General features: G+C 37.5%; 25 protein-coding genes and 1 pseudogene. 14 read left to right on the forward strand and 12 right to left on the reverse strand.

What is annotated here, in order from left to right; translation table 11 throughout:
- Window positions 1-52 precede the first annotated feature (52 nt).
- Window positions 53-571, forward strand: a complete 519-nt coding sequence (ilvN, locus tag C7H19_RS09175; protein WP_106456576.1) for an acetolactate synthase small subunit — start codon at window positions 53-55, stop codon at window positions 569-571.
- Between the two features lie 26 nt (window positions 572-597).
- Here ilvN and C7H19_RS09180 read toward each other — a convergent pair whose 3' ends face one another.
- The 4 genes and pseudogenes from C7H19_RS09180 to C7H19_RS09195 form a co-directional block, all read right to left on the reverse strand.
- On the reverse strand, window positions 598-834 hold the full coding sequence (locus C7H19_RS09180) for a DUF6737 family protein (protein ID WP_106456577.1): 237 nt from the start codon (window positions 832-834) through the stop codon (window positions 598-600).
- Between the two features lie 33 nt (window positions 835-867).
- A pseudogene (locus tag C7H19_RS09185) lies at window positions 868-1,698 on the reverse strand (Rpn family recombination-promoting nuclease/putative transposase).
- A 33-nt stretch (window positions 1,699-1,731) separates the two neighbouring features.
- Complete coding sequence (locus tag C7H19_RS09190) at window positions 1,732-2,745, reverse strand: DNA cytosine methyltransferase (protein WP_106456578.1); 1,014 nt, start codon at window positions 2,743-2,745, stop codon at window positions 1,732-1,734.
- A 191-nt stretch (window positions 2,746-2,936) separates the two neighbouring features.
- Window positions 2,937-3,272 carry a cupin domain-containing protein gene (locus C7H19_RS09195; RefSeq protein ID WP_106456579.1) on the reverse strand — a complete coding sequence of 112 codons (336 nt, stop codon included), beginning with the start codon at window positions 3,270-3,272 and terminating at the stop codon, window positions 2,937-2,939.
- 272 nt (window positions 3,273-3,544) lie between these two features.
- Between C7H19_RS09195 and C7H19_RS09205 the strand changes: the two genes are divergently transcribed.
- Entirely contained in the window at window positions 3,545-3,745 is a 201-nt protein-coding gene (locus C7H19_RS09205) for a hypothetical protein (protein WP_106456580.1), read from the forward strand.
- Window positions 3,746-3,752: 7 nt separating this feature from the next.
- Here the strand turns inward: C7H19_RS09205 and C7H19_RS09210 are convergent, their stop codons facing one another.
- Genes C7H19_RS09210 through C7H19_RS09225 form a run of 4 tightly spaced genes read right to left on the reverse strand, consistent with a single transcriptional unit; the run spans window position 3,753 to window position 7,335 of the window.
- The gene (locus C7H19_RS09210) at window positions 3,753-4,505 is read right to left on the reverse strand and encodes an ABC transporter ATP-binding protein (RefSeq protein ID WP_106456581.1); all 753 of its coding nucleotides are present in this window, start codon (window positions 4,503-4,505) and stop codon (window positions 3,753-3,755) included.
- A gap of 3 nt (window positions 4,506-4,508) precedes the next feature.
- Entirely contained in the window at window positions 4,509-6,011 is a 1,503-nt protein-coding gene (locus tag C7H19_RS09215) for a site-2 protease family protein (protein WP_106456582.1), read from the reverse strand.
- A gap of 21 nt (window positions 6,012-6,032) precedes the next feature.
- A complete protein-coding gene (gene murQ / locus C7H19_RS09220; protein WP_106456583.1) occupies window positions 6,033-6,950 on the reverse strand; it encodes an N-acetylmuramic acid 6-phosphate etherase in 918 nt (305 codons plus the stop codon).
- Window positions 6,951-6,957: 7 nt separating this feature from the next.
- Window positions 6,958-7,335, reverse strand: a complete 378-nt coding sequence (locus C7H19_RS09225; RefSeq protein ID WP_106456584.1) for a DUF3110 domain-containing protein — start codon at window positions 7,333-7,335, stop codon at window positions 6,958-6,960.
- A gap of 161 nt (window positions 7,336-7,496) precedes the next feature.
- On the opposite strand from C7H19_RS09225, the gene C7H19_RS09230 reads away from it, so the two are divergent.
- Window positions 7,497-8,315, forward strand: coding sequence for a C-phycocyanin alpha-cysteine-84 phycocyanobilin lyase subunit CpcE (locus C7H19_RS09230; RefSeq protein WP_106456585.1), 819 nt, complete (start codon window positions 7,497-7,499; stop codon window positions 8,313-8,315).
- Window positions 8,316-8,320: 5 nt separating this feature from the next.
- The gene (locus C7H19_RS09235; RefSeq protein WP_106456647.1) at window positions 8,321-8,956 is read left to right on the forward strand and encodes a C-phycocyanin alpha-cysteine-84 phycocyanobilin lyase subunit CpcF; all 636 of its coding nucleotides are present in this window, start codon (window positions 8,321-8,323) and stop codon (window positions 8,954-8,956) included.
- 13 nt (window positions 8,957-8,969) lie between these two features.
- Here C7H19_RS09235 and C7H19_RS09240 read toward each other — a convergent pair whose 3' ends face one another.
- Complete coding sequence (locus C7H19_RS09240; RefSeq protein ID WP_106456586.1) at window positions 8,970-12,548, reverse strand: WD40 domain-containing protein; 3,579 nt, start codon at window positions 12,546-12,548, stop codon at window positions 8,970-8,972.
- Window positions 12,549-12,757: 209 nt separating this feature from the next.
- Between C7H19_RS09240 and C7H19_RS09245 the strand changes: the two genes are divergently transcribed.
- From C7H19_RS09245 to C7H19_RS09265, 8 genes are all read left to right on the forward strand, one after another.
- Window positions 12,758-12,946 (forward strand): DUF4278 domain-containing protein, encoded by a 189-nt coding sequence (locus tag C7H19_RS09245; RefSeq protein ID WP_106456587.1) that lies wholly within the window; start codon window positions 12,758-12,760, stop codon window positions 12,944-12,946.
- Between the two features lie 60 nt (window positions 12,947-13,006).
- The gene (locus C7H19_RS09250; protein WP_106456588.1) at window positions 13,007-13,192 is read left to right on the forward strand and encodes a hypothetical protein; all 186 of its coding nucleotides are present in this window, start codon (window positions 13,007-13,009) and stop codon (window positions 13,190-13,192) included.
- Window positions 13,193-13,207: 15 nt separating this feature from the next.
- Window positions 13,208-13,354, forward strand: coding sequence for a hypothetical protein (locus tag C7H19_RS25580; RefSeq protein ID WP_181280556.1), 147 nt, complete (start codon window positions 13,208-13,210; stop codon window positions 13,352-13,354).
- A 19-nt stretch (window positions 13,355-13,373) separates the two neighbouring features.
- Window positions 13,374-13,532, forward strand: a complete 159-nt coding sequence (locus C7H19_RS25585) for a hypothetical protein (RefSeq protein ID WP_181280557.1) — start codon at window positions 13,374-13,376, stop codon at window positions 13,530-13,532.
- A gap of 120 nt (window positions 13,533-13,652) precedes the next feature.
- Window positions 13,653-13,829, forward strand: coding sequence for a hypothetical protein (locus C7H19_RS25590; protein WP_181280558.1), 177 nt, complete (start codon window positions 13,653-13,655; stop codon window positions 13,827-13,829).
- 2 nt (window positions 13,830-13,831) lie between these two features.
- The gene (locus C7H19_RS09255) at window positions 13,832-15,499 is read left to right on the forward strand and encodes a tetratricopeptide repeat protein (RefSeq protein WP_106456589.1); all 1,668 of its coding nucleotides are present in this window, start codon (window positions 13,832-13,834) and stop codon (window positions 15,497-15,499) included.
- A gap of 214 nt (window positions 15,500-15,713) precedes the next feature.
- Entirely contained in the window at window positions 15,714-16,253 is a 540-nt protein-coding gene (locus C7H19_RS09260) for a DUF2267 domain-containing protein (RefSeq protein WP_106456590.1), read from the forward strand.
- Between the two features lie 71 nt (window positions 16,254-16,324).
- Entirely contained in the window at window positions 16,325-16,774 is a 450-nt protein-coding gene (locus C7H19_RS09265) for a DoxX family protein (protein WP_106456591.1), read from the forward strand.
- Between the two features lie 141 nt (window positions 16,775-16,915).
- Here C7H19_RS09265 and C7H19_RS09270 read toward each other — a convergent pair whose 3' ends face one another.
- On the reverse strand, window positions 16,916-17,734 hold the full coding sequence (locus C7H19_RS09270; protein WP_106456592.1) for a fumarylacetoacetate hydrolase family protein: 819 nt from the start codon (window positions 17,732-17,734) through the stop codon (window positions 16,916-16,918).
- A 152-nt stretch (window positions 17,735-17,886) separates the two neighbouring features.
- Between C7H19_RS09270 and rpsF the strand changes: the two genes are divergently transcribed.
- Together rpsF and C7H19_RS09280 are read left to right on the forward strand one after the other, a co-directional pair.
- A complete protein-coding gene (rpsF, locus tag C7H19_RS09275; RefSeq protein ID WP_106456593.1) occupies window positions 17,887-18,321 on the forward strand; it encodes a 30S ribosomal protein S6 in 435 nt (144 codons plus the stop codon).
- Between the two features lie 192 nt (window positions 18,322-18,513).
- Complete coding sequence (locus tag C7H19_RS09280; RefSeq protein WP_106456594.1) at window positions 18,514-18,954, forward strand: ferritin-like domain-containing protein; 441 nt, start codon at window positions 18,514-18,516, stop codon at window positions 18,952-18,954.
- Between the two features lie 75 nt (window positions 18,955-19,029).
- On the opposite strand, the gene C7H19_RS09285 is transcribed toward C7H19_RS09280, so the two are convergent.
- Complete coding sequence (locus tag C7H19_RS09285) at window positions 19,030-20,763, reverse strand: HTTM domain-containing protein (protein WP_106456595.1); 1,734 nt, start codon at window positions 20,761-20,763, stop codon at window positions 19,030-19,032.
- Window positions 20,764-20,847: 84 nt separating this feature from the next.
- Window positions 20,848-22,044, reverse strand: a complete 1,197-nt coding sequence (locus C7H19_RS25595; RefSeq protein ID WP_181280559.1) for a choice-of-anchor L domain-containing protein — start codon at window positions 22,042-22,044, stop codon at window positions 20,848-20,850.
- Window positions 22,045-22,142 lie beyond the last annotated feature (98 nt).

Raw genomic sequence — 22,142 nt, forward strand, 5'->3', positions numbered from 1 at the left:
ATCTAGCTGTTAGTCGATTGGTTAGAAGAAGTAGAGATAAAAGTTGATTGCCATGAAACATACTCTTTCGGTTTTAGTCGAAGATGAGGCCGGAGTTTTAAGTCGGATCGCTGGCTTATTTGCACGTAGAGGCTTTAATATTGAAAGTTTAGCAGTAGGGCCAGGGGAAAATCTAGGTATTTCTAGAATTACGATGGTTGTCCCCGGAAGCGATAATGATATTGAACAACTCACCAAACAACTCTACAAACTAATCAATGTCCTGAAAGTACAAGATATTACCCAAACACCCGCAGTCGAACGGGAATTGATGTTAATTAAAGTGAGTGCAAATGCTGGTAGTCGCGCCGAAGTTATCGAACTTGCTCAAGTTTTCCGCGCCAGAATTGTAGATATTTCTGAAGAAACCTTGACAATTGAGGTAGTGGGTGATCCGGGAAAAATGGTCGCCATTATGCAAATGTTGAATAAATTTGGCATTCGGGAAGTAGCCAGAACCGGTAAAATTGCTCTAATTCGTGAGTCTGGAGTGAATACAGAATATCTCAAGTCTTTAGAGGCAAAAGTGTAGGGGTTTGGTAACAGAACCCTTTTAAATTAATTTTCTATTAGCTGTTGTGACTCAATCAAAGCCTGTTGTACAAGTTTTGGATAAATAATGAGAAAATAAACCCACCAAACCAGAATAGGAAAAGATATAACTAAAACAAGCCAAATTTTGTGGAATAAAAACCAAGTACCACCGATAATTGTTATCCCAGTCAGCAAGATTGACCAAGGTTGACACCACCAAGGTTTATAATTCCAAACATTAAAAGATTGTGGGTTTGACATGAAATTTTTCTATTGTTTATTAAATTGATTTTTTTAGTTGTTTTGAGTCGCTTGTCTAACTTGTTCGATTTCTAAGTCTAAAGCTTGTGCAATTTGCTCCTTACCCAAACCTAACGCCACTAAACGAGGAATAGATTCTAGTTTTGCGGCTATTTTCCCTTGCTCGATGCCTTGCTCGATGCCTTGCTCGATGCCTTGCTGTCTACCTTCTTCTAAGCCTTCCTCTTTGGCTTCTTGATACACTCTAGTTTGTTTTAAATCACTTAAACTAAACATTGCTTCTATCTCCTGTCTACTGAGTTTCGGTAACTTATAAACTAAGATCGTCTCTATTAATTGTAAAAGTTCTCGCTGTTGTTTGGCTTGTGGAAATTCTTGTCTAACTTGTTGAACTAATCCTCTTCCTTGCTCAATGGCTCTTTTTTTTGGAGCTATAATTAATTTTAAAATAGCTAGTCCCACCGAATCAGTATTGATTAATTAATCAAGGTAAAAACGAGACACTCTCCCTGAGTTTAGCAATTCTTGATAACGAGAAGTTTCTCCAACTTCAATTCGACGTTGAGGATAAATAATTACTCCTTGCCAATTATTGCCTAAGTCCGTTTGATGCAGATAGAGAAAGATTTCACAAAAAAATCGAGAGTAAAACTTATTATCTTTTTGAAACTGAACTTCAACAAAGTAAATCGGTGAATCAGAAGTATCTGGAAGAAATACGCCATCTAGACGGAAAGCAAGTTGTTTAACCTCGACAGAGGAGAATTGATAATGATTAGCGGTTTCAGGTGGCAGGTTAAGCAGTTCAAAAAAGAAATGGGGAAAAGTTTGAAATAGTTGATAAAAAAGTGTATCCGTTTTCACAAAATTACGGGAATAGGTTACAGTTAAACAGAATTATAAGACAGAACTGGTGATCTGTTTTTTCTCTTGTAAAGATAAAGTCAAAGTTTTTATAATTTGTTCGGCTACAGCTTCAACTACAGGGATAGCGACTGAGTTTCCAAATTGTTTATAAGCTTGTACATCACTAACAACGATTTTAAAACTTTCGGGAAATCCTTGTAATCTTGCCCATTCTCGCGGTGTCATTCTTCTGACCTTAGATTTATTGACTTCTCCTTTAATACGAGTAACTGGTATAAAATTCGTCAATCGTTCATCAACTACTAAATTTCTTTCTTTTCCCATTCCACCGACAACTAAAGAGTTAGCTACTCCATCAGGTTTAATAATTTCATAACCAAACCCATTACCTTTATTTTGATGTCTTTCTCTATGTTTGACCAATGTTCCTAAATATTGCTCAGATAAATAATATTTAACGCTTACTTCGGTTTTTTCTAAAATATCTTTTATTAAAACGATTTTACCTATAGATTTAGGATATGAAAAATTAAAAATGTTTAAATCTTTTCTAAAACCAACAATAAATATTCTAGGTCTATTTTGAGGTACACCAAAGTTTCTGGCATTCAATATTTTAGGTGAAGGAACAAAATATTGTAGATCATTTTCTAAAATATCTAATATTGTTCTTAACGTTTTACCTTTATTATGTGTTAATAAACCTTGAACATTTTCTAACAAAAAAGCTTTAGGTTTCTTAACATTAATAATACGTGCAATCTCAAAGAACAAAGTTCCTCTTGCATCCTCAAAACCATTTTTTCTACCTGCTATACTAAAAGCTTGACAGGGAAAACCTGCACACAAAATATCATGGTTTGGGACTACATTTTCATCTAACTGTCTGATATCATCATTCTCTGGTAAATGACCAAAATTTTCTAAATATACTTTTCTAGAATAAGAATCAATTTCAGATGAAAAAACACATTTACAACCTAAATTTTCTAAGGCAATTCTAAAACCTCCTATCCCTGCAAATAAATCAATAAAAGTTAACATATTATAACTAATAGCAATTTTTTAATTTTATCTCAAGGTTTATTCCTTTTCAAAGAAATAAGATACAGATGATTTGTCGGGGTTTGGTCTCCCAACCCAACCTATCTATATCTATCTTAAAAAAATAAGATAAATCAGCTTCGTAATTTTTCGATTAATATAGGATATCACATATCTTTAAAAGCAAAAATTTAGATATTTTCAAATTCTCCCATTTCTCCGAGCCTTATCGTAATTAATTCTACATCGGTTAATGCTTCATGGGGGCCTTGTCTAGTTCCTTTTGGTGTAATCCAAAAACATCCTGCTTCGCACAGCCTCTCACCCGTTTTAAGGCTACCAGAGACGACAAAAACATATTCATCAGATGGATGAGTATGTACAGGTATGATAGTTCCCTGTTTCATTTTTAAGCGATGAATCGAACCTTGAGAAACAGGTTCAGCTAAAACAACCCAACTTGTTCCGAGGAATGCGCTTAAATCTGTGTATTCTTGGGTGGAAGCATCTTTAAATATTTGAGTCATTATGCTAAAATTTTTTATGTTTGAATAAATATGTGATAATAATTATAAATCTATATTTGGATATTTAGCTATCGAAAGACAGACGTTTAACGCTTTAGAACGGGCTGCTTTATCACTTCAACGTATTGTTACTGACTTATATAGTGAAGCAGATAACGCAGTTGAGCAGGAAAATTATAATGATGCTAGTTTACTTCAAAGTCAAGCAGATTTACTGTATGAAGTGGTAGAGAATTTAGAAACGATATTGACAGAACAAGAGGAATAAATCAATGATGGAAGAATTAAAAACACAAATAAAGTATGAATCAAATCGAGCCGCGCGATTAAGTAAAGAAGCTATAGAAGCATTTGAGGATAACAATAAAATACAAGGAAAGGCACTGATGAATGAAGCTAGAGCAGCATCTAAAAACTGTCAGAATCTTATTAAACAATTTAATGATGTTTCTGTGAGTATAGAACAATCCTAAAAATATTTTATTCTCCCCATTCATCAAGTCTATCTTGTTGAGTTTTCATCAATTTTTCTCTTATTACTTGCCAATTAATATCAGGATAGCTAATTTGACTTTCTAATTTTCCTCCTTGTAAATATAAAACTTTTTGAGCAAATTTTTCAGTAATTTCTAACTGATGATTGACCATTAAAATCGACATGATTTTCTGTTCTGTCAATTCTTTTAGAACATCAATTAAATGATTAGCCATTCCTAAATCTAAGGCTGAAGTGGGTTCATCAAGTAATAATATTTGCGGTTGCATGATTAAACCACGCGCAATAGAAATAATTTGGCGTTGTCCTAAAGAGAGTTGTAATTCATTGCGTTCTAACCATTCATAAGGAATTAATAAACGATTAATCCATGTGTTAATTCTATCTGATATTTCTTGTTTAGAACGTTTTTGCAAGACTAAAGGATAAACTAAAGTTTCTTGAACCGTCATGCCTAATAATTTCGGTTCTTGGGGAACTAATACAATTTGTTGACGCAGGGAAATAATAGGTATTTTTTGAATTGGTTGATGGTTATAAAATATTTGTCCTTCGGTGGGTTCACTTAAGCGATTTAGTAGACGTAAAAGGGTGGTTTTTCCTGCACCTGATGAGCCAATAATAGCAATACGATCGCCTAAATTCACCCCAAACGAAATATCTTTTAACAGATAATTCTTACCAAGAGAAGCGGTTAAACCAACCTGTTGTAACTCCAGAATAGAATCGTCATTCATTTTTTATCCAATTCCCAATTGTCCCGCTAAAGAAGGACTCAAAGGAATAAGTGTTGCTAACATCAAAAATAGCGCAAGTAAACCCCAAGCTGCGCGAGTGTCATCGGGTTCTGAGAGTTCATTTAAGCTAGGACGTTCTAAATCTCGTTGTAAGAAAAGGACTAAAATTGTCCAATATAAAGGAATCGGATTAATCGGATTAACTATCGCAATAATCCCTAAAATAACTAAGGTAATAATTGTGGTTCTTCGCGCCACTTTACGACCATATATTGCTTGTACAATTCTTCCCCCATCGAGTTGACCTGCGGGCAAAAGATTCAAAGCAGTAATTACTAATCCAAGCCATCCAACAATCATCAAAGGATTAATATCAATAATCGTTTTTTGCAGTTCATCACCTAAAACAACTCTCGCTAATGAACCGACTAAAATTGAACTTTGGAAAAACTGACTGGGAATTTGAAAAAGGCTACCTGTATGGGATAAAGTTAGACCAATCACTAATAAGATTAAAGAAACAATTCCCCCTAAAGCAGGCCCTGCAAACGCCACATCAAATAATGCTGTTCTATTGGGGACTAAAGATTCAAAACGAGTAATTGCACCAAAAGAACCTATCTGCCCAGTAGGAAGGAAAAAAGGAATACTTAAACGAATATTGTAACGATTTGCCAGGATACGATGACCGATTTCATGAGATACTAAAACTGCCCAAAGTCCTAAAGACATTGGAACGGTTTCTAAAGTGCGTCCCCAGTTAGAAAAAAGATCGAATCCTAATAATAATCCTGCCGCTTCTAAACTGGTTAAAATCGTCGCACCAATTAGAAGAATTGCAATATATTTTTGCGTTGTTGTTGTTGGTTGAGGATCATTCGCACTCGGCAAAATAATCACAACAGGTTTATTTTCTGCACCTTCGACTAAAAAAAGACGATATTTCTCGCCAAAATGCTCTTTTAATTTTTCCGAAAGTCGTTGATAGCTTTCTTCTATTTCACCCCGAAGATTTCCGCGAAAAATTGCCCCTTCTTGATAGGGAATGGTTTCTGTGGCAAAAAAGGTATCAATACCAAAAATACTTTTAATGGTTTTTAAATCTTCTTCAGGAATTGGTAAAACATCGGGTAAAACTTTCGCTTCGACTGTCGATACTACTTTTGAATTATTCGAGTTATGTTCGATTTGTTCAGATTGAATTCTTTGTGCTGCTCGTTCTCTAAGAATAGTATCTTGTCCCGCCGAACGCAAACGCTTACCAAGATAAATATAAACGATCGTTGAAATGATGAGTAATGAAATAATCGCCACGAGATTAAGATAAATTCCAGCCGCAAAAAGCCCGAAAAAAACGAGCCAAGGAGCCATTAAAATAACAGATTGTAACCAAGCTAATAGCCCCAACTTACCATACACTCTAGAGCGATTGTAACCCCAAGTCAAGATCACTAGAGCCAGTACAAGAATTAAAACAATAGCAGTGGTTTCGGAAACATTTAACATTAGGTTTTAAAAATAATTAATTTAAGGTTTATTACTTGCTAAAAGGGCAGAACGTAAGTTACCTTGATGATCATTGAGTAAACGATCGCATATTTTTTCATCCAACCCACTCCAGTGCATTAATAAAGCTAGTTTAACCTTTTTGCCGCTTTTTTCTAATAATAATCCTGCTTCTTCGCGGTTTAAACTGGTTAGATCTTGGATTATTCTTAAAGCGCGATCGTGTAATTTACGATTTGTTACAGCAACATCGATCATGCGATTTCCGTATACTTTACCGAGTTTAACCATTGTGCCAGTCGATAGAATATTCAGTGCCATTTTAGTCACTGTACCCGCTTTGAGACGAGTGGAACCGGCTAAAATTTCTGGCCCAGTCAGTAAACGAATATCAACATCAGCGATAATTTCTACCTGTTCTAATGGTACACAACTCATCGAAATTGTTGTCGCACCTCGACGTTTAGCCTCTTCTAATGCACCATGTACATAAGGAGTGGTTCCCCCTGCCATAATTCCGACAACCACATCGACTGCGGTGATCTTTCGTTCTGCGATCGCCGACGCGCCATCTTCTTTTTGATCTTCTAATCCTTCAGAACTTTTTATCAGTGCTGATGTACCACCTGCGATAATTCCTTGAACTAAGTCGGGTGGTGTACAAAAAGTTGGGGGACATTCGGCAGCATCGAGTACCCCTAATCTGCCACTGGTTCCCGCGCCAATATAAAAAAGTCTACCGCCTAAGGATAGAGATTCGCTAGTGAGATCGATCGCCTTGGCAAGTTCAATACGTGCATTAGCGATCGCCTTTAAAGTTTGGGTATCTTCTTGATTAAAAAGATCAACTAATTCTATAGTCGTTAGTTCATCTAAATTTTGGCTATTGGGGTTAATCTGTTCGGTGAGGAGATACCCTCTATTTTCGAGTGTTTCCATCAATGTTTTACACTAATCCTTCGAGTTGACGACGAATGCGATCGAGTTCTGATTCTGACATTTCCGACTGGGTTTCGACCGCTAATGGTTCCCCTTCCGTAGTCCAATCAGGACTGGTAACATTTTGTTCAGGTGGAATAGCCAACATCCCATCTTTGATCAGTTCCCATTCATAAGCTGCCTCTCGACAAAATTCTTCAATTTCTTCTGAGTCAACCGCTTCAACTGTGGGCGTGGGGAAATCTTGCGCTTCTAATAACAAAGCGTAGCGCTCTGCATCATCTTCTGATTCAAACATTAATACTTTATTCTGAGAACCCACTTGTACTGTATGAATTCCCTCGTTTTCAGTTCGGGCATTAAAAAGTAAGACGTATACACGCATAGAAATCAATTTCAATTAAAGGATTTTTTATCTACTCTACTAGATTCCGTCCATCATCGAATCGAGATGATATGATTATTTAATCTGCGTCAAAGCTTGCCGTATAATAGATCAAAGGTTACTCTACACTAAAACAGAATTTTTATAAATCTTAAATTCTAATGTCTGATTTTGCCGAATACGAGTCTAATAGTCCCTCTCTCACCGTTGAACAAGCCCTCGCTAACCTACAACAAAAAGACGATTCAGGTTTACGTTATTATGCCGCATGGTGGTTAGGACGGTTCCGTGTCAAAGAACCAGAAGCGATTACAATGCTGATTGATGCTTTAGGTGATCAAACCGATCGCACTCCCGATGGGGGTTATCCTCTGCGACGCAATGCAGCCACCGCATTAGGTAAACTCGAATCGATCGCCGCCGTTCCTGCATTAATCGACTGTCTCGCCTGTGAAGATTATTATGTCAGAGAATCCGCCGCCTTTGCCCTCGAAATGATTGGCGATGAGCAATGTATTCCTGCTTTAATTAATCTACTTGATGGAGGTGTCGAAGCAGCAGTGCAGGTGGACGGTAAACCTCATCTGAGACAGCCATACGAGGCTATTTTAGAGGCATTGGGGACACTGGGAGCGCGAAACGCTATTTTAATGATTGAACCATTTCTAGCCCATTCTACCGAAAAGGTACAATATGCAGCAGCACGAGCATTATATCAACTGACGGGAGAAAATCGTTATGGCGATCGTCTAATTCAAGCCTTAGACGGAAAAGACCTACAGTTACGCCGTTCTGCTTTAATGGATTTAGGAGCGATCGGTTATTTAAACGCAGCCGACCCCATCTATAATACTTTGGCAGAAAATAGTTTAAAACTGATTGCCCTCAAAGGATTACTCGAAAATCATCTTAAACAACAGTCGGATGCTTTATCTGATCAAAGTAAACACGTGATGGAACTGATGGACGGATTATTATGAAAACAATGGAAAATCACGTAACAGAACTCATTCAAGCAGTCGAAAAAGCAGATACATCCGAGGGTTTACTCGATGCAGTTAAAGCCCTTTGTGCCATTCGTCATCAAGCCGCTATTTCTACTTTAATCGATGTTTTAAAATACAATAATCCTGGGGCTGCTGTTGCTGCTGTTGATGGCTTGATCGAGATGGGCGATATTGCGGTTTCTCCTATTTTAGAACAAGTGGACGGCTATAATTATGGGGCGAGAGCTTGGGCTACTCGTGCCTTAGCTGGAATTGGTGATCCTCGTGCCTTAGAATTATTATTAGATGCTGCCCTTAATGATTTTTCTCTGAGTGTGCGTCGTTCGGCGGCTAAAGGTTTAGGGGGTATTCGTTGGGAAAAAATGCCCTTAAAGGATGCTACAAGAGCAAAACAAGAAGTTTTAGCAGCTTTACTCAAAGTATCTCAAGATCCCGAATGGGTGGTACGTTATGCGGCTATTGTGGGTTTAGAAAATTTTGCGATCTCTACAGATGGGACATTTCAACTAGAGGAAATTTTTACACGGTTTCAAGAAATGAGAGAATCAGAAAATGAACCCGTCATTTGCGCCCGTATTCAGTTAGCGGAGAGTGTTTTAGATAAATATAGATGAATATCGCAATGAACTAAATTTTTGCCCCTAATGCTTGTAAATTTAAAAGAGTCGCTTGTGACAAACCCGAAGTTAAGCTGAGAATCATATCTTGATAAAGCTTAGGACGACGCAGTGTATTTAGACATTCTCCCGTCAGGAAGTTCCAAACATGGATCAGTTCTCCAGTACTTCCACTGACCAAAATTTCACCATTTTTAGAATAGTGGAAAACCCACATAAAATCAGTCTGACCTTTAAACGTATGCTGACATTGTAAGGTTTGCAGATTCCACAGTTTAGCACTTTGATCAGCACTGCCACTCAATAAACTTTGACCATCGGGACTAAACATCACCGACCAAACTAACTTAGTATGATCCGATAACGTCGCTAGACAATTTCCATTATTTATATTCCATAGTTTAATCGTTCGATCGCCACTACCGCTTACAATTTTTTGGCTATCAGGACTAAAAGCGACACACCAAACCCATCCTTGATGTCCTTCAAAAGTTTGTAAACATCGACCCGTTTTAATATCCCATAGTTTAATTGTATGATCGCCACTAACACTCGCCAAAAACGCACCATCTGGACTAAAATTAACCGATAGGATACGCTCACTATGTCCCGTCAAATTTTTTAGACAACGACCCGTTTTAATATCCCATAGTTTAATCGTATGATCGCTACTACCGCTAACTAAAAACTGACCATCATCACTAAACGCAAGTGTCCACACCGTTTCTGTATGTCCGAATAACGACTGACTGGTTATTCCTTGTTCAATATTCCATAACTCAATTTTGCCATCATCTCCACCTCCTGCGATCGTTTTACCATCGGGACAAAAAGCGACTGCATGAAATGTTTTTTTGGGTTGGTGAAAAGTTTTGAGACACTCACCCGTTCCAATATCCCACACTCTAACTTTTCCGGCCCCGTCCCCACTCACCAAACGTTCACCCGTTGGATCAAATGCTAATGACCAATATGACTCAACACAAGCAGTATAACCCTGCCAAGATCTTAATCGTTCTCCCGTCTGAACATTCCATAACCCCACTTGTTCATTATCACTCGCGGCTAAAAGTTGTCCATTTGGACTAAATGCGACTGACCAAACTTGGCTAGTATATCCAGAAAGAATTTGACAACATTTTCCCGTTTTGACTTCCCACAGTCTGAGGGTTTGTCCATCACTTCCCGCTAAAAGTTGACCATCGGGACTAAATGCAACTGACCAAACTAAGGTTAGATTTCCCAATGTATGCAAACATTTTCCGCTTTCTGCTGTCCAAAGTTTGATCAGTTGTTCCTCACTACTGGCTAAAATTTCTCCATCTGTACTAAAAGTTACAGAAGAAATAGCCGTCGTATGCCCTTCTAAAATCTTTAGACATTCACCTGTACTGAGATCCCAAAATCTCAGGGTTAGATCTTCGCTACCACTGACTACATAATTATTGTGGGGATGAAAAGTTATGGTTGTGACGGGCGCAGTATGACCATAGAATGTTTGTATTACTTTTCCCGTTTGACTATTCCAGATTTTAATTGTTTGGTCATTACTACAACTGGCTAAAAGTTGACGGGGCGTACAAGCCTCGCCCACAGGTGGCGAGGACAACCCCTTACCATCGGGACTAAATGCAATTTCTTTCACCCAATCTTGATGACCATATAAAGTATGATATTCCGTAAAGGTCGCTAGATTCCAGAGTTTGATCGAGGTGTCAAAACTACCACTTGCAATCATTTCGCCATTTGGACTAAACGCAAGTGTCCAAACTGAACTAAGATGAGCTTTTAGGGTGACTAATAACTGTCCTGTATTAACTTGCCATATTTTGATCGTTCCGTCTGCGTGTCCAGTGGCTAATTGTTGATTATTGGGGCTAAATGCGATCGCGTATACGGTTCCAAACGCCTGAGAAAAGATAGATTTGGATAGATTAGTATTCGTAAAGTTGACCGATTGTAAATTAATGTTTCTAAAATCAGTTTGCCAAATGGTGAGATTAGATAAATCAAAATAACTGAGATCGGTTTTGAGATAGAGTAAAAGATTAAGTAAATTACCCGCTAAATAATTATTTTCTGTAGATGTTTGCAATTCCCTCAAAAGACCGATCAGATAGTCTTGAACGTGATAGGGTTGACCAAAACGATTAAGTAATTCTTGAATGAGGGGAATAATGAATAACTGTTGTTGGACTTCTTTAATTGTATCGGTTGCTTGCGCTTTATACAGAGAATGATTCCGCAAAAGCTTCAGATCATTTGAACTGGTTTGAGAAAATTCAGCGATCGCATTTTCTAATAAACGTTCGGTGACATATTCCATGACGACGGGTTGCTGGGTGTAGCGACTGGTTTGATGTTCCAAAAACGATCGCCAACTCAGGGACTCCAACGCGGATAATAAGTCTTTTTTGGTCACTGGTGGTGTAATATCGTCAATTAGAGTCGGAATTGATGTCCAATCTCGATTAATCGCTAACCAATAAGATATCTTCTGTTCTAGTGGGGAAAGACGATCGAATTGTTGGGCTAACAGATAGCGAATATGATTAAAAACAGTAGTATTTTGTGCCAAAAAAGTCGGAATATCGCCATCAAATAAATCTTTAATCGAATTAGCAACAATTTTTAGGGCTAGAGGACTATTACCGTATTCATCCGCGAGGGTTTGTTTTTGTTCTGGTGTTCCCACTAACCCACTTGCTGATAATAACGCTTGTGCCGCTTCAGGACAACCTTTAATATTTAGGACACGTGTTTCTAACCCAGATCCTTCTAATGCTGCAATCTCTGAGGGTTTTTCTCGACTGGTTAGCACAATACAGCTAGAATGTCCAATCTCTGCAACAGATTGTAATAAAGTAGCATATTCTTCGTAACCTTTACGATATTGTCCGGCGGTTCCTTGGGGTTGCAGAAGGGTTTCTAAATTATCGAGAATAATCAGACAACGCATCGATCGCAAATATGCAATAAACTGACGGATATCCCCATTCTTTTCTTGATGATCCGACAGACATTCGACTAATTCACTCATTAGGGTTGTAAAAGTTGGCGCATTTCGTAGCGATCGCCATATAATACATTCAAAATGATCCGTTAACTGTAGTCCTAGCTTAACAGATAAAGCGGTTTTCCCGATCCCTCCCATTCCCAACAGAAGAACTAAACGACACTTATCTTTAATAATCCAATTTTGTAGTGTAAGAAGTTCCGTACTTCTACCCTGAAAAAAAGAAACATCGATCGCCTCTCCCCAATCTATACGATTTTGGGACACAGAAGGTAAAGAACTAACCGTCGTTTCTTCTTTTAGTTTCGGTTTCGTGTAGTCACTCTTGACTAATTCTAAATTAAATGCACTAAACAGAGTTTGGAGAGTACTAATACTGACTAAACCCTCACGGTTAAAGACTTTCCGAATTGTCCGAATTGCTAAACCCGTGTGTTCGCTAATTCGTTCTTGAGTAAAACGATATTCAAAAGCATCCTCTTTTTCTAAAGCGAGAATTGCCTCTTGTAGCTTTTTTAGACCAATAGGAGTGGGAATGACTCCTCTTTGGCGTTGTTGTTTGGATTCATTCACAGATCACATATAGGCATTTTAGGCACTTTAAGACATTCTAGCGAAGATTGGTTATCTGGTTCCATCTATATAAGACAAGGCTTTTGAAGAATTTCTTAAATTGCCTGTCGAAGATGCCTAAAAATCCTGGTGTGAACTGAGAATAAGCGAGATATTAGAGTTAACAAAGCAAATCAATCAATTCTAAAAAACGGAATTCAATTTTATTAATGAGTGAGGTCAAAACAATGTTTCTTTGTTATCGCGGTCTTTCTTACCAAGTTCAATCTTTTCCTTTTGTTCAAACCAATAAAACAATTAAATATCGCGGAAATTCTTATCAAACTGATTCGACAACCTTCTTACAATATCCCACCCAAAAACAACTTAAATATCGTGGAATTTGTTACACAATGTAACATCTTGGTTTCGTCTTTCTACCCAAAACAAAACAATCAAATTTCTAGGAGAAAAAAACAATGGAACTTATCTATCGCGGTCAAACTTTTGCTTATAATACTCGTCAACCGCTCGCTTATGAAAAACCTTGTACAATCAACTGGCGTTATCGAGTACCTAACGAGAAATATCAAGAAAGCTATTTACTTAAAAAGAATTATCAACAACCTAAAGCCATTAACTGGCGTTGGCAAGTTCCTACATAAATTGGAGATATTCCGATGACGAATTCATACGAATCTCAAAAAGCTTCTAAATTTGAACAAGATTCAATTATTCCTAATCAGCCCAAAATCAGAGTTTATCAGCTATCTCTAAAGTGGGCAAAAACTGAGAAAAACAAACTCAATATAATTTACCAAACCTAATTTATTGGAGAAAACTAAAATGGTTCCTGCTATTCTGATTTCACCTGATATTCAAGAACAAGAAAAAGTGATTTTTGTTCATCGGCAAAAATCCAATCAAGCGAATCAATTAGTCATGCAATGGACATTAGACGAAAACGCTCAACTAACTTGCAAATGGGTACAAGACAAACAATAAATTTGAAAAGCTATTGATGACCTCAAAGATAGAATTCAAGATGTCTTAACCCTCGCTACTCATCATTGTTCTCTAATCTATTTTCTTGAATTCACTATCAGGTCATCAAAGAGGTTGACGATGTTAAAAATTGATAAAGATATTCTATTAAATATTGCAAATCACCTCAGTTTGTGTATCAGTATTATTACTTTAGGTCTTTTATTTCGGATAGTTAGTATTGATTATTCAAATAATATTACTGAAATTCAACAAGGACAAATATTACTAGAAAAACTACGACAAGAGGGGAACTAAAAATGTATCGCAAACTATTCATCATCACTTTAATACTCAGCATTAGTTTTTCAGGATTCAATCATTATCTAAAAGCCGAAAACCATAGCCCAACACATACCAATCATACTACCGCACCTTTATTTCAAAAGTTAGGAAATCATCATCATCCGATTTCAAGTCAATCTAAACTCGCTCAAAAATACTTCGATCAAGGAATAACCCTCGCTTACGGTTTTAATCATGCTGAGGCTGCCCGTTCCTTCACAGAAGCCGCTAAAATTGATCCTAATTGTGCAATTTGTTATTGGGGAATTGCTTTAGTTTCTGGACCTAATATTAACGCACCGATGGATGATGCTGCCGTTAGTCATGCGTGGAAAGCCATCCAAAAAGCCAAAGAACTTAGCCCCTATGCTTCAGACAAAGAAAAAGCTTATATTAATGCTTTATCCTTGCGCTATACGGCGGAACCTGTGAGCGATCGCAAACCCTATGATCTTGCTTTTGCCAAAGCGATGAAACAAGTCTCACAACAATATCCCGATGATCTCGATGCAGCGACTCTTTATGCCGAATCATTAATGGATACCACACCTTGGAACTATTGGCAAGAAAATGGTGAACCGAAACCCGAAGCAGTGGAAATTATTTCTACTCTAGAATCTATCCTAAAACGCAGTCCGAATCACCCTGGGGCGAATCATCTCTATATTCACGCCGTAGAAGCCGAAAAACCCCAATTAGCCGAAAAATCAGCCGATCGCTTACTCAACTTTGCCCCCGACTCTGGACATCTGGTACATATGGCCTCTCACATTTATATTAGAGTAGGACGCTATCATGATGCCGTCATCGCTAATCAAAACGCAATTCTAGCCGATCAAAATTATCTTGCTGGCTGTCATCAAAAGGGGTTGTATCCTTTAGCTTATATGCCTCATAATCAACATTTTCTCTGGTTTGCAGCCCTCATGAATGGTCAAAGTAAAATTGCACTTGATGCCGCTTTAAATACAGCTAAAGTAAATCCTGAACTGATGCGCGATCCTAATCTGGCTGCTTCTCTACAACATTATTACACCATTCCCCTTTATACTTATGTTCGTTTTGGACTATGGAATAAAATTCTCTCTACTTCTGCACCCGACAAAGATTTACAATATCCTACAGGTGTTTGGCACTATGCTAGAGGAATGGCTTTTGCTGCTTTAGGAAAACTGACAGAAGCAATAGAGGAGTTAGCTAATCTTAAAACTATTGCTGCTGATCCTACTTTAGAAGAATTCAAAATTTGGGGTTTCAACTCAACGGCAAAAGTACTGAAAATCGCTACTGAAGTATTATCGGCTAAAATTGCAGCCAAACAAAATGATTATAGCAGCGCGATCGCTCATCTTAAACAAGCCGTTGCGATCGAAGATTCTCTAATTTACACGGAACCTCAAGACTGGTATCATCCTGCAAGACAGTTACTCGGAGCAACTTTAATCACCGCAAACCAACCGATAGAAGCAGAAAAAGTCTTTCGTGAAGAATTAAAAATCTATCCTGAGAATGGTTGGTCACTTTATGGACTCTCTCAAAGTTTAGCAGCACAAGGCAAAACCAAGGAAGCCAGATCCGTTAAGACTCGTCTAGAAAAAGCTTGGCAATATGGCGATGTTACCCTCACTACGGCAGGATTCTAAAAAATAGCCTAATTTAAACAATAATTCAATCTTGTAGCTCTGGTGGGGGTAGTTTAGCCAACAATACAACGGCTAATTCTACCCTCTTTTTCTCTATTTATGCCTTTCGTCTACATAATATCTAAAACTTCTGGATGATGCTGAATGGTTTTAAATTATGCGATTTTACTGATATGAGTTTGATTCTTCAATTTTAAGAAACATAAAAAAAATTATGCCAGATGAAGTTTTCAACAAAAATCGACCAGAAATCGATCCATCAGAAATAGAAGATCGTAGAGCCATTCTTGCTGATGAAAATGGTTCATTCTTAGAAAAAGTGATGGTAAAAGGTGGTTTTGCTGATCCTTATGATGCTAGGGATTTTACAGAAGTTGTATTTCGTGTGATGCGCGATTTAATGACAACAGAAGCCGCCGATCATGTAGAATCGGAATTACATGAAGAAGCTTATGCAACGAAAGAAAAAAGACTTAAATTAGAAGTTGCTGATCTTTGGAAAGATACTAACCCCATTGTCGGGTTTTTAAGTCGAGTTCGTCCACCTTGGCAAGGCCCTGGAATCTTTAAGATTAATGACGATCGCTTTTTGTTCCGCGTCGAAAATGAAGGCGGTTTAGCACCAGCATTAGATAGAGAAGTGGCCGTTCAGGCTGTATTCTCTGCTACAAAAGATGAACTTTCAGAAGAACGTATACAAGAAGTTGCCGAGTGGCTACCTCCTCATGTGCGTAAACTTTGGGAAGAAGCGTAAACAACAGATATTGGTAGAGACGTGCCATGGCACGTCTTTACACACACCATTAATAACAGAAAATTAGAGCGATGAATCGTAAAGAAATCCTTCGTGGTATACACGCTGTCGCCATTATTATAGTAGGGATCACGCATTTTATTAAACCTGAACCCTATGTAAAAATTGTCCCGCCACAACTCCCCCATCCTCTTGAATTAGTTTATATTAGCGGTGTTTTTGAAATATTAGGCGGAATCGGTTTATTAATTCCTTATGTTAGTGTAGCTGCGGCTTGGGGACTTATTGCTCTATATATTGCCGTATTTCCAGCTAATATTAATCAGGCGATCAATGGTATTGCAATAGAAGGAATTCCTGATATTAAAGCATTGTATTGGGCGCGACTTCCTTTTCAAGCCGTTTTAATTGCTTGGGCGTGGTGGTATACTCAAGAGCCAGATAAACAATTTGGCGCAGGTTTTGTCAGAGCTTTATTCCGTCAGGCAAACGGAAAAACTCATCAAGAAAGAAACTCTTAAAAATTTTTTTCCTCGGAACTTGCTATTAATAGAAAAAACAGGAATCGACGGCTTAGAATAGCAATCAAGGCAAGCTTTTAATAATTTTTTATATAAAACCGTATTGCTTACCCTAAAGATTTGACAAATTATATTAATTTTTTATTTAGGTAATGTAGGATTTTCCTGATTAATTGAAGGTGTTTGAGCATAAGCGACAACATGATTTTCTAATATACCTATTCCTTCGATTTCGACTCGAACCCGATCGCCGATTTCCATAGGCCCAACTCCTTCGGGTGTCCCTGTTAAAATAATATCACCAGGTAATAGTGTCATAATCTGAGAAATATAAGAGACGATTTCTTCTGGCGAAAACACCATATCAGAGAGTAAAGCAGACTGACGCGGTTGTGTTTCCTGATTAATAAACGTCGTAATCTTGGCATCAGCGTTAATTTCCCGGACAATCCAAGGGCCAAGGGGACAAAAACTATCAAATCCTTTGCCTCGCGTCCACTGACCATCTTTTTTTTGCAGATCTCTCGCAGTTACATCATTTGCGATCGTATATCCCCAAATCTTTTGACGCGCTTGGTTAATGGAACAGTTTTTAGTCTCTTGTCCGATAATTAAAGCTAATTCTCCCTCATAGTCTACACGTTCTGACTGATATGGGTAGTAAATGGGCTGATGCTCTGCGATGAGTGTGGTTGGGGGTTTGAGAAAAAGCAAAGGCTCATCAGGAACAGGTGTACCCATTTCGGCGGCGTGATCTGAATAGTTTTTCCCCACCGCAATAATTTTCGAGGGGTTAGAAGGAAAAAGAAGTTGATAACTATCGGCTGTGAGGATGATATCAGTGGGTTTACCACCCAACCAAGGCGGAGCATCCAAAACGACGACAGTTCGGTTAAGCTGAAGCAAACCATAGTAGGTTTGTCCTTGATAGTTTTTTACTCTAACGTAACGTTGCGCCATATTTTTTTTGGCTTTATAACTAGCGATCGGGACTAAAGAAGTAGTAAGATCGTATATCCTTGCTTCTTTATTTAATGCTAAATAACAAATCCGAAGAGGTTTTGTCTAGCACTTGACAAAGAAGCCATTTTGTCCATAAGGAGACGAAGTAAATGCCACAAAGTTACGAAATGATGTATATCCTGCGCCCAGACTTACTTGACGAGCAGGTTAACCAACAAGTAGAAAAATATCAGGTTTTTTTACAGGAACACAGCGCAGAAGAAATTCAAGTCAAAAATTTGGGAAAACGCCGCCTAGCTTACCCCATCAATAGATTTAATGAAGGCTTCTATGTTCAAGTCAATTATAAATGTAACGGTCAGCAAGTCGCCCCTCTTGAACGAGCAATGCGTCTTTCTGATGAAGTAATTCGTTATTTGACAATTAAACTAGATACCGATCAACCTCTGGTTACTGCCATTTCCGACTCTGGAACCTCTGAAAGATCATTCCCTAGAGATAGAGAGTCTAAACCTGTAACAGCAGTAGACACATCCTTCCCCGCAGCAACAGACGATGATGATCTGTATTCTGCCGAAGAATAATTTTTAATGATAATGTAGGGGTTTGGTCTCCAAACCCAATTATTATTCAACTCAAACACTAATTATTCTCAATAATCATTGATGATTCGCTGCATACAAATTCGCTGAATTGATAGAGATCCTCAACTTCCTGTTATCATTTGCTCTTAGTTATTCGCTAAAATGAGTTGAGCAACTATACCTCTAAACGCAATGAGAGAATTAAACCGAGAAAAAACAACTGATCTTCTAAACCAGATCATGGAATTTGAACTAGCGGGAGTAGTACGATACACTCACTATTCTCTGATGGTTACAGGGCCACATCGTATTCCCATTGTGCAGTTTTTTCAGCAACAAGCCACCGAATCCCTCACCCACGCACAACAAGTCGGCGAAATTTTAACAGGTCTAGAAGGTCATCCTAGCTTAAAAATAGCACCCATTGAGGAAAGCTATGAGCATGGTTTACGAGCTATTTTGACGGAAAGCCTCAACCATGAAAAAAAAGCCTTAGAATTGTATAAAGTGTTGCTCGATACTGTAGAAAATGCCAGTGTCTATCTAGAAGAATTTGCTAGAGGAATGATTGGACAAGAAGAATTACACAACATCGAAATCAAGAAAATGTTACGGGATTTTATTGATCATTAAAGTTAGTGGTTGGGGTTGTGATGACGTTTTTTAAGACAACGCAACAAACCCACCTCTAGATTTAGATGATACTTTTTAGCATTGTTGTTTAAAGAGTAGGACTTTTTCTATTTTGGGTGTTTGATAATTGGGCAAAGTTCTTTCTAACATATAATAAATTTCTAGACTTTCTAATTGTTTTGCTCCTTGATGTTGACTGTTCCAATTATGACAAAGATACTGAGCATAATAATATCGATAAGGTGTTTGAACTTGTCTCCAGATATTTTCCATATATTTCAGCCAATACATACTAGGAAACAAAGCTGAGATTATTTTAGGCTTTTCCCAAGTCACAGATTTTCCCTCCCGAAATAAATCAATTTCTGTGCCATCTTGTAGTTTTCCAGGAATAACATACCAACCGTCATCAGGAGAGGGATAAGGAGAAAATGCACCCCAGTTTTGATCTAATCCTAAAACTTTATTGAGTATGATCATATGTTTTGGTAAGCCATAAGAAGGATTAATTGTATTTAAGTTCCATAAAATTACACATCCTATTAAATACATAGTTATTACATTTGTAAATGTATTAAATCGAACATTTAAAGAACCGAATTTAAATTGATATAAAAGACAAGTTTTAGTCAAAATTTTATAAATTAAATCTAAAAATAAATCAAAAATCTTTATTTTGAATAAAAATTTAAATGGTTTGAAAATTGGTAATTGAGTTAACAAATATTTAAAAGCGGAAAATTGCTCATATTGCTGAGAATTTGAATCAATGACTAACCATAATCTATTTTTATTTTTGAGTAAATTAAAGATATCTAAATTATTTTGTACAGGAATAAATAAATCATTGGGTAAAATTAAAAATGTTTTTAAAATCCCGATTAATTTAATAGTAGTATCACATCCTGAATTATAATAAACTTGATAGAATTCTTGAGACTTTATCCAACGTTGACTAAGAGTATCCCAAATTGAACTAGGAATAAAAGACAGCCAAGCGATCGCACCAATAAAAGAGAATACACCAAGTCTTAATGATAAACCAAATCCGATGTGCATTAAAATAAATAAAATCACAGCAAAACTGCGAAAAAAACTCATTTTAACAGGAATAAATAACAAAAATGGTGCGAGTAATTCTATTTTTAAAGTTAAAAAATTAAAAAATACTAGCAATGAGGGAAAATTTAATAAAAAACTACCGAAACTTGTCGCCATATAATCAATACTTAATGCAGCGTAGACGGCTGTACCATCGCGCCACCACATCGGATCAGATTTTAACGCCCAGGCAAACCAATACACCATACAAACTTGTAAAGTGTAAGCTATTGTTGCCCCAGAAAAATAAGTTTTAGGAATCGTTTTCTTAGAGATATTAAGCGCACTATCAACCGAATAATAAGCACCTAATGGTAAAAAAATGCTCCAAAATAATAGTAAGGCAACCTCTTTATCGCCTCCCGTATTTATTAACCAATTTCGATTAATAATTGATACTTGTAAAAGCCAACAAATAACAATAGCAAATTGAGTTCGATAACCAATTAATAAAGCAAACGCAGACAGAAAAGCAATAAAAAATAAGATAGCTTGTAAAGCAGGTTCCCCACTAAAAAGATGAATTGACCAAACCCAAGGTTCTGATAAACCTTGTCCTAAAAAGCTTCTGGGTAAAACTCCATAATCACTATAATGAGCAGTTAAAGAGCTAAAACGCTCCCAAAGATTAGTGATGATTAATACAGCAAAAGCAATGCGAAAAAAAGCCAGCGATCGTAAATCGAGTTCAAAAATTTTTTTTAACATAAAATCTTGACATTTTTGACAATATCCCCATTCATTTTTAGGTAATGAATAGGGAATTTTAGGTTATTTTATTGTGATTAATTGTTAACTCTTTTTCTGAAATAACGCAAGTCCGATCGCTGCTAGAGCCAATGCTACAAAAGAAAGAGGACTAGAACTAGGTTCGGGTATTGATGGTGTACCTGGAGTCGTACCTGGGGTTGTACCTGGTGTCGTACCTGGAGTTGTACCTGGTGTGGTACCTGGTGTTGTACCTGGAGTCGTGCCTGGGGTTGTACCGGGGGTTGTACCGGGGGTCGTACCTGGGGTTGTACCTGGTGTTGTACCTGGTGTTGTACCTGGTGTAGTTCCTGGTGTAGTTCCTGGTGTTGTACCTGGGGTCGTGCCTGGTGTAGTTCCTGGTGTTGTACCTGGTGTGGTTCCTGGTGTTGTACCTGGTGTAGTTCCTGGTGTTGTACCTGGTGTAGTTCCTGGTGTAGTTCCACCGTTACAATTAACTCCTACGGGACAAACACTGCCTAAAGTTCCAGCTTTGATAAAAACACCAGAATCATAAATGCCATCAGTTGAATCAGCAATATTAATAACAAGAGTATTAGTTTGTCCTTTAACTACAGGTGCGGTGAAGAGTAGAGGTGTAGTGTATCCATCTAAGCGAGTGACATCATTAGCGGGGCCGGTACCTACTGGGTTTAAGATCAAATCAGGACTAAAAGGCCCATTCGGACTAACCGCAAGATTATTAATTGTAACCTGATCGCCGTTGCTCAAAGTCGCATAATTAACCCCATTGAGATAGAGGTTAAAAGTATCATTGAATGAAGATCCTCCGAATTCTGGAAACTCCTCCGAACCGAAAACATACTGGAAGTATAATTGATCAACAGTCTGATCGGCATCAAAACTGAGAATTAAGAAAATAGAGTCGCCCGCAACACCAGGTAAACCTAAATCAGTAATTAGATCGGGTTGACAAAAAGAGAAACACGTATTAATACCCGCTAAATCCTCAACTCGTCCTGTACTGAGGGCTACAGCAGATCCTAACCCAAAAGGATCATCAGTGAAAGTACCATAGGCTCTTGCATCACCAACTAGACTAATTTGAAAATTACTTAAACCTGCATAAGTATTGGGATCACTACCTAACAAAGCATTTTGTAAAGCAGACGGATTATTATTTTGTGTAACGGTAAAAGCTTTAGCTGAAGTGTTGAAAAAGCTAAAACTAGCACCAATAGAAAGCATCAAAGAAGGGATTATATAACGAGAATATTTCATTTTTCGACATCCTTTAAAAAAGCGTAAATACGAAACATACGAGGAAATGGGTAGATATAGCTTCTCTTAATTAAATATGTAGGGGTTTTATTTCCAAA

The sequence above is a fragment of the Aphanothece hegewaldii CCALA 016 genome (assembly GCF_003007785.1).
GTDB lineage: Bacteria > Cyanobacteriota > Cyanobacteriia > Cyanobacteriales > Microcystaceae > Chroococcus > Chroococcus hegewaldii.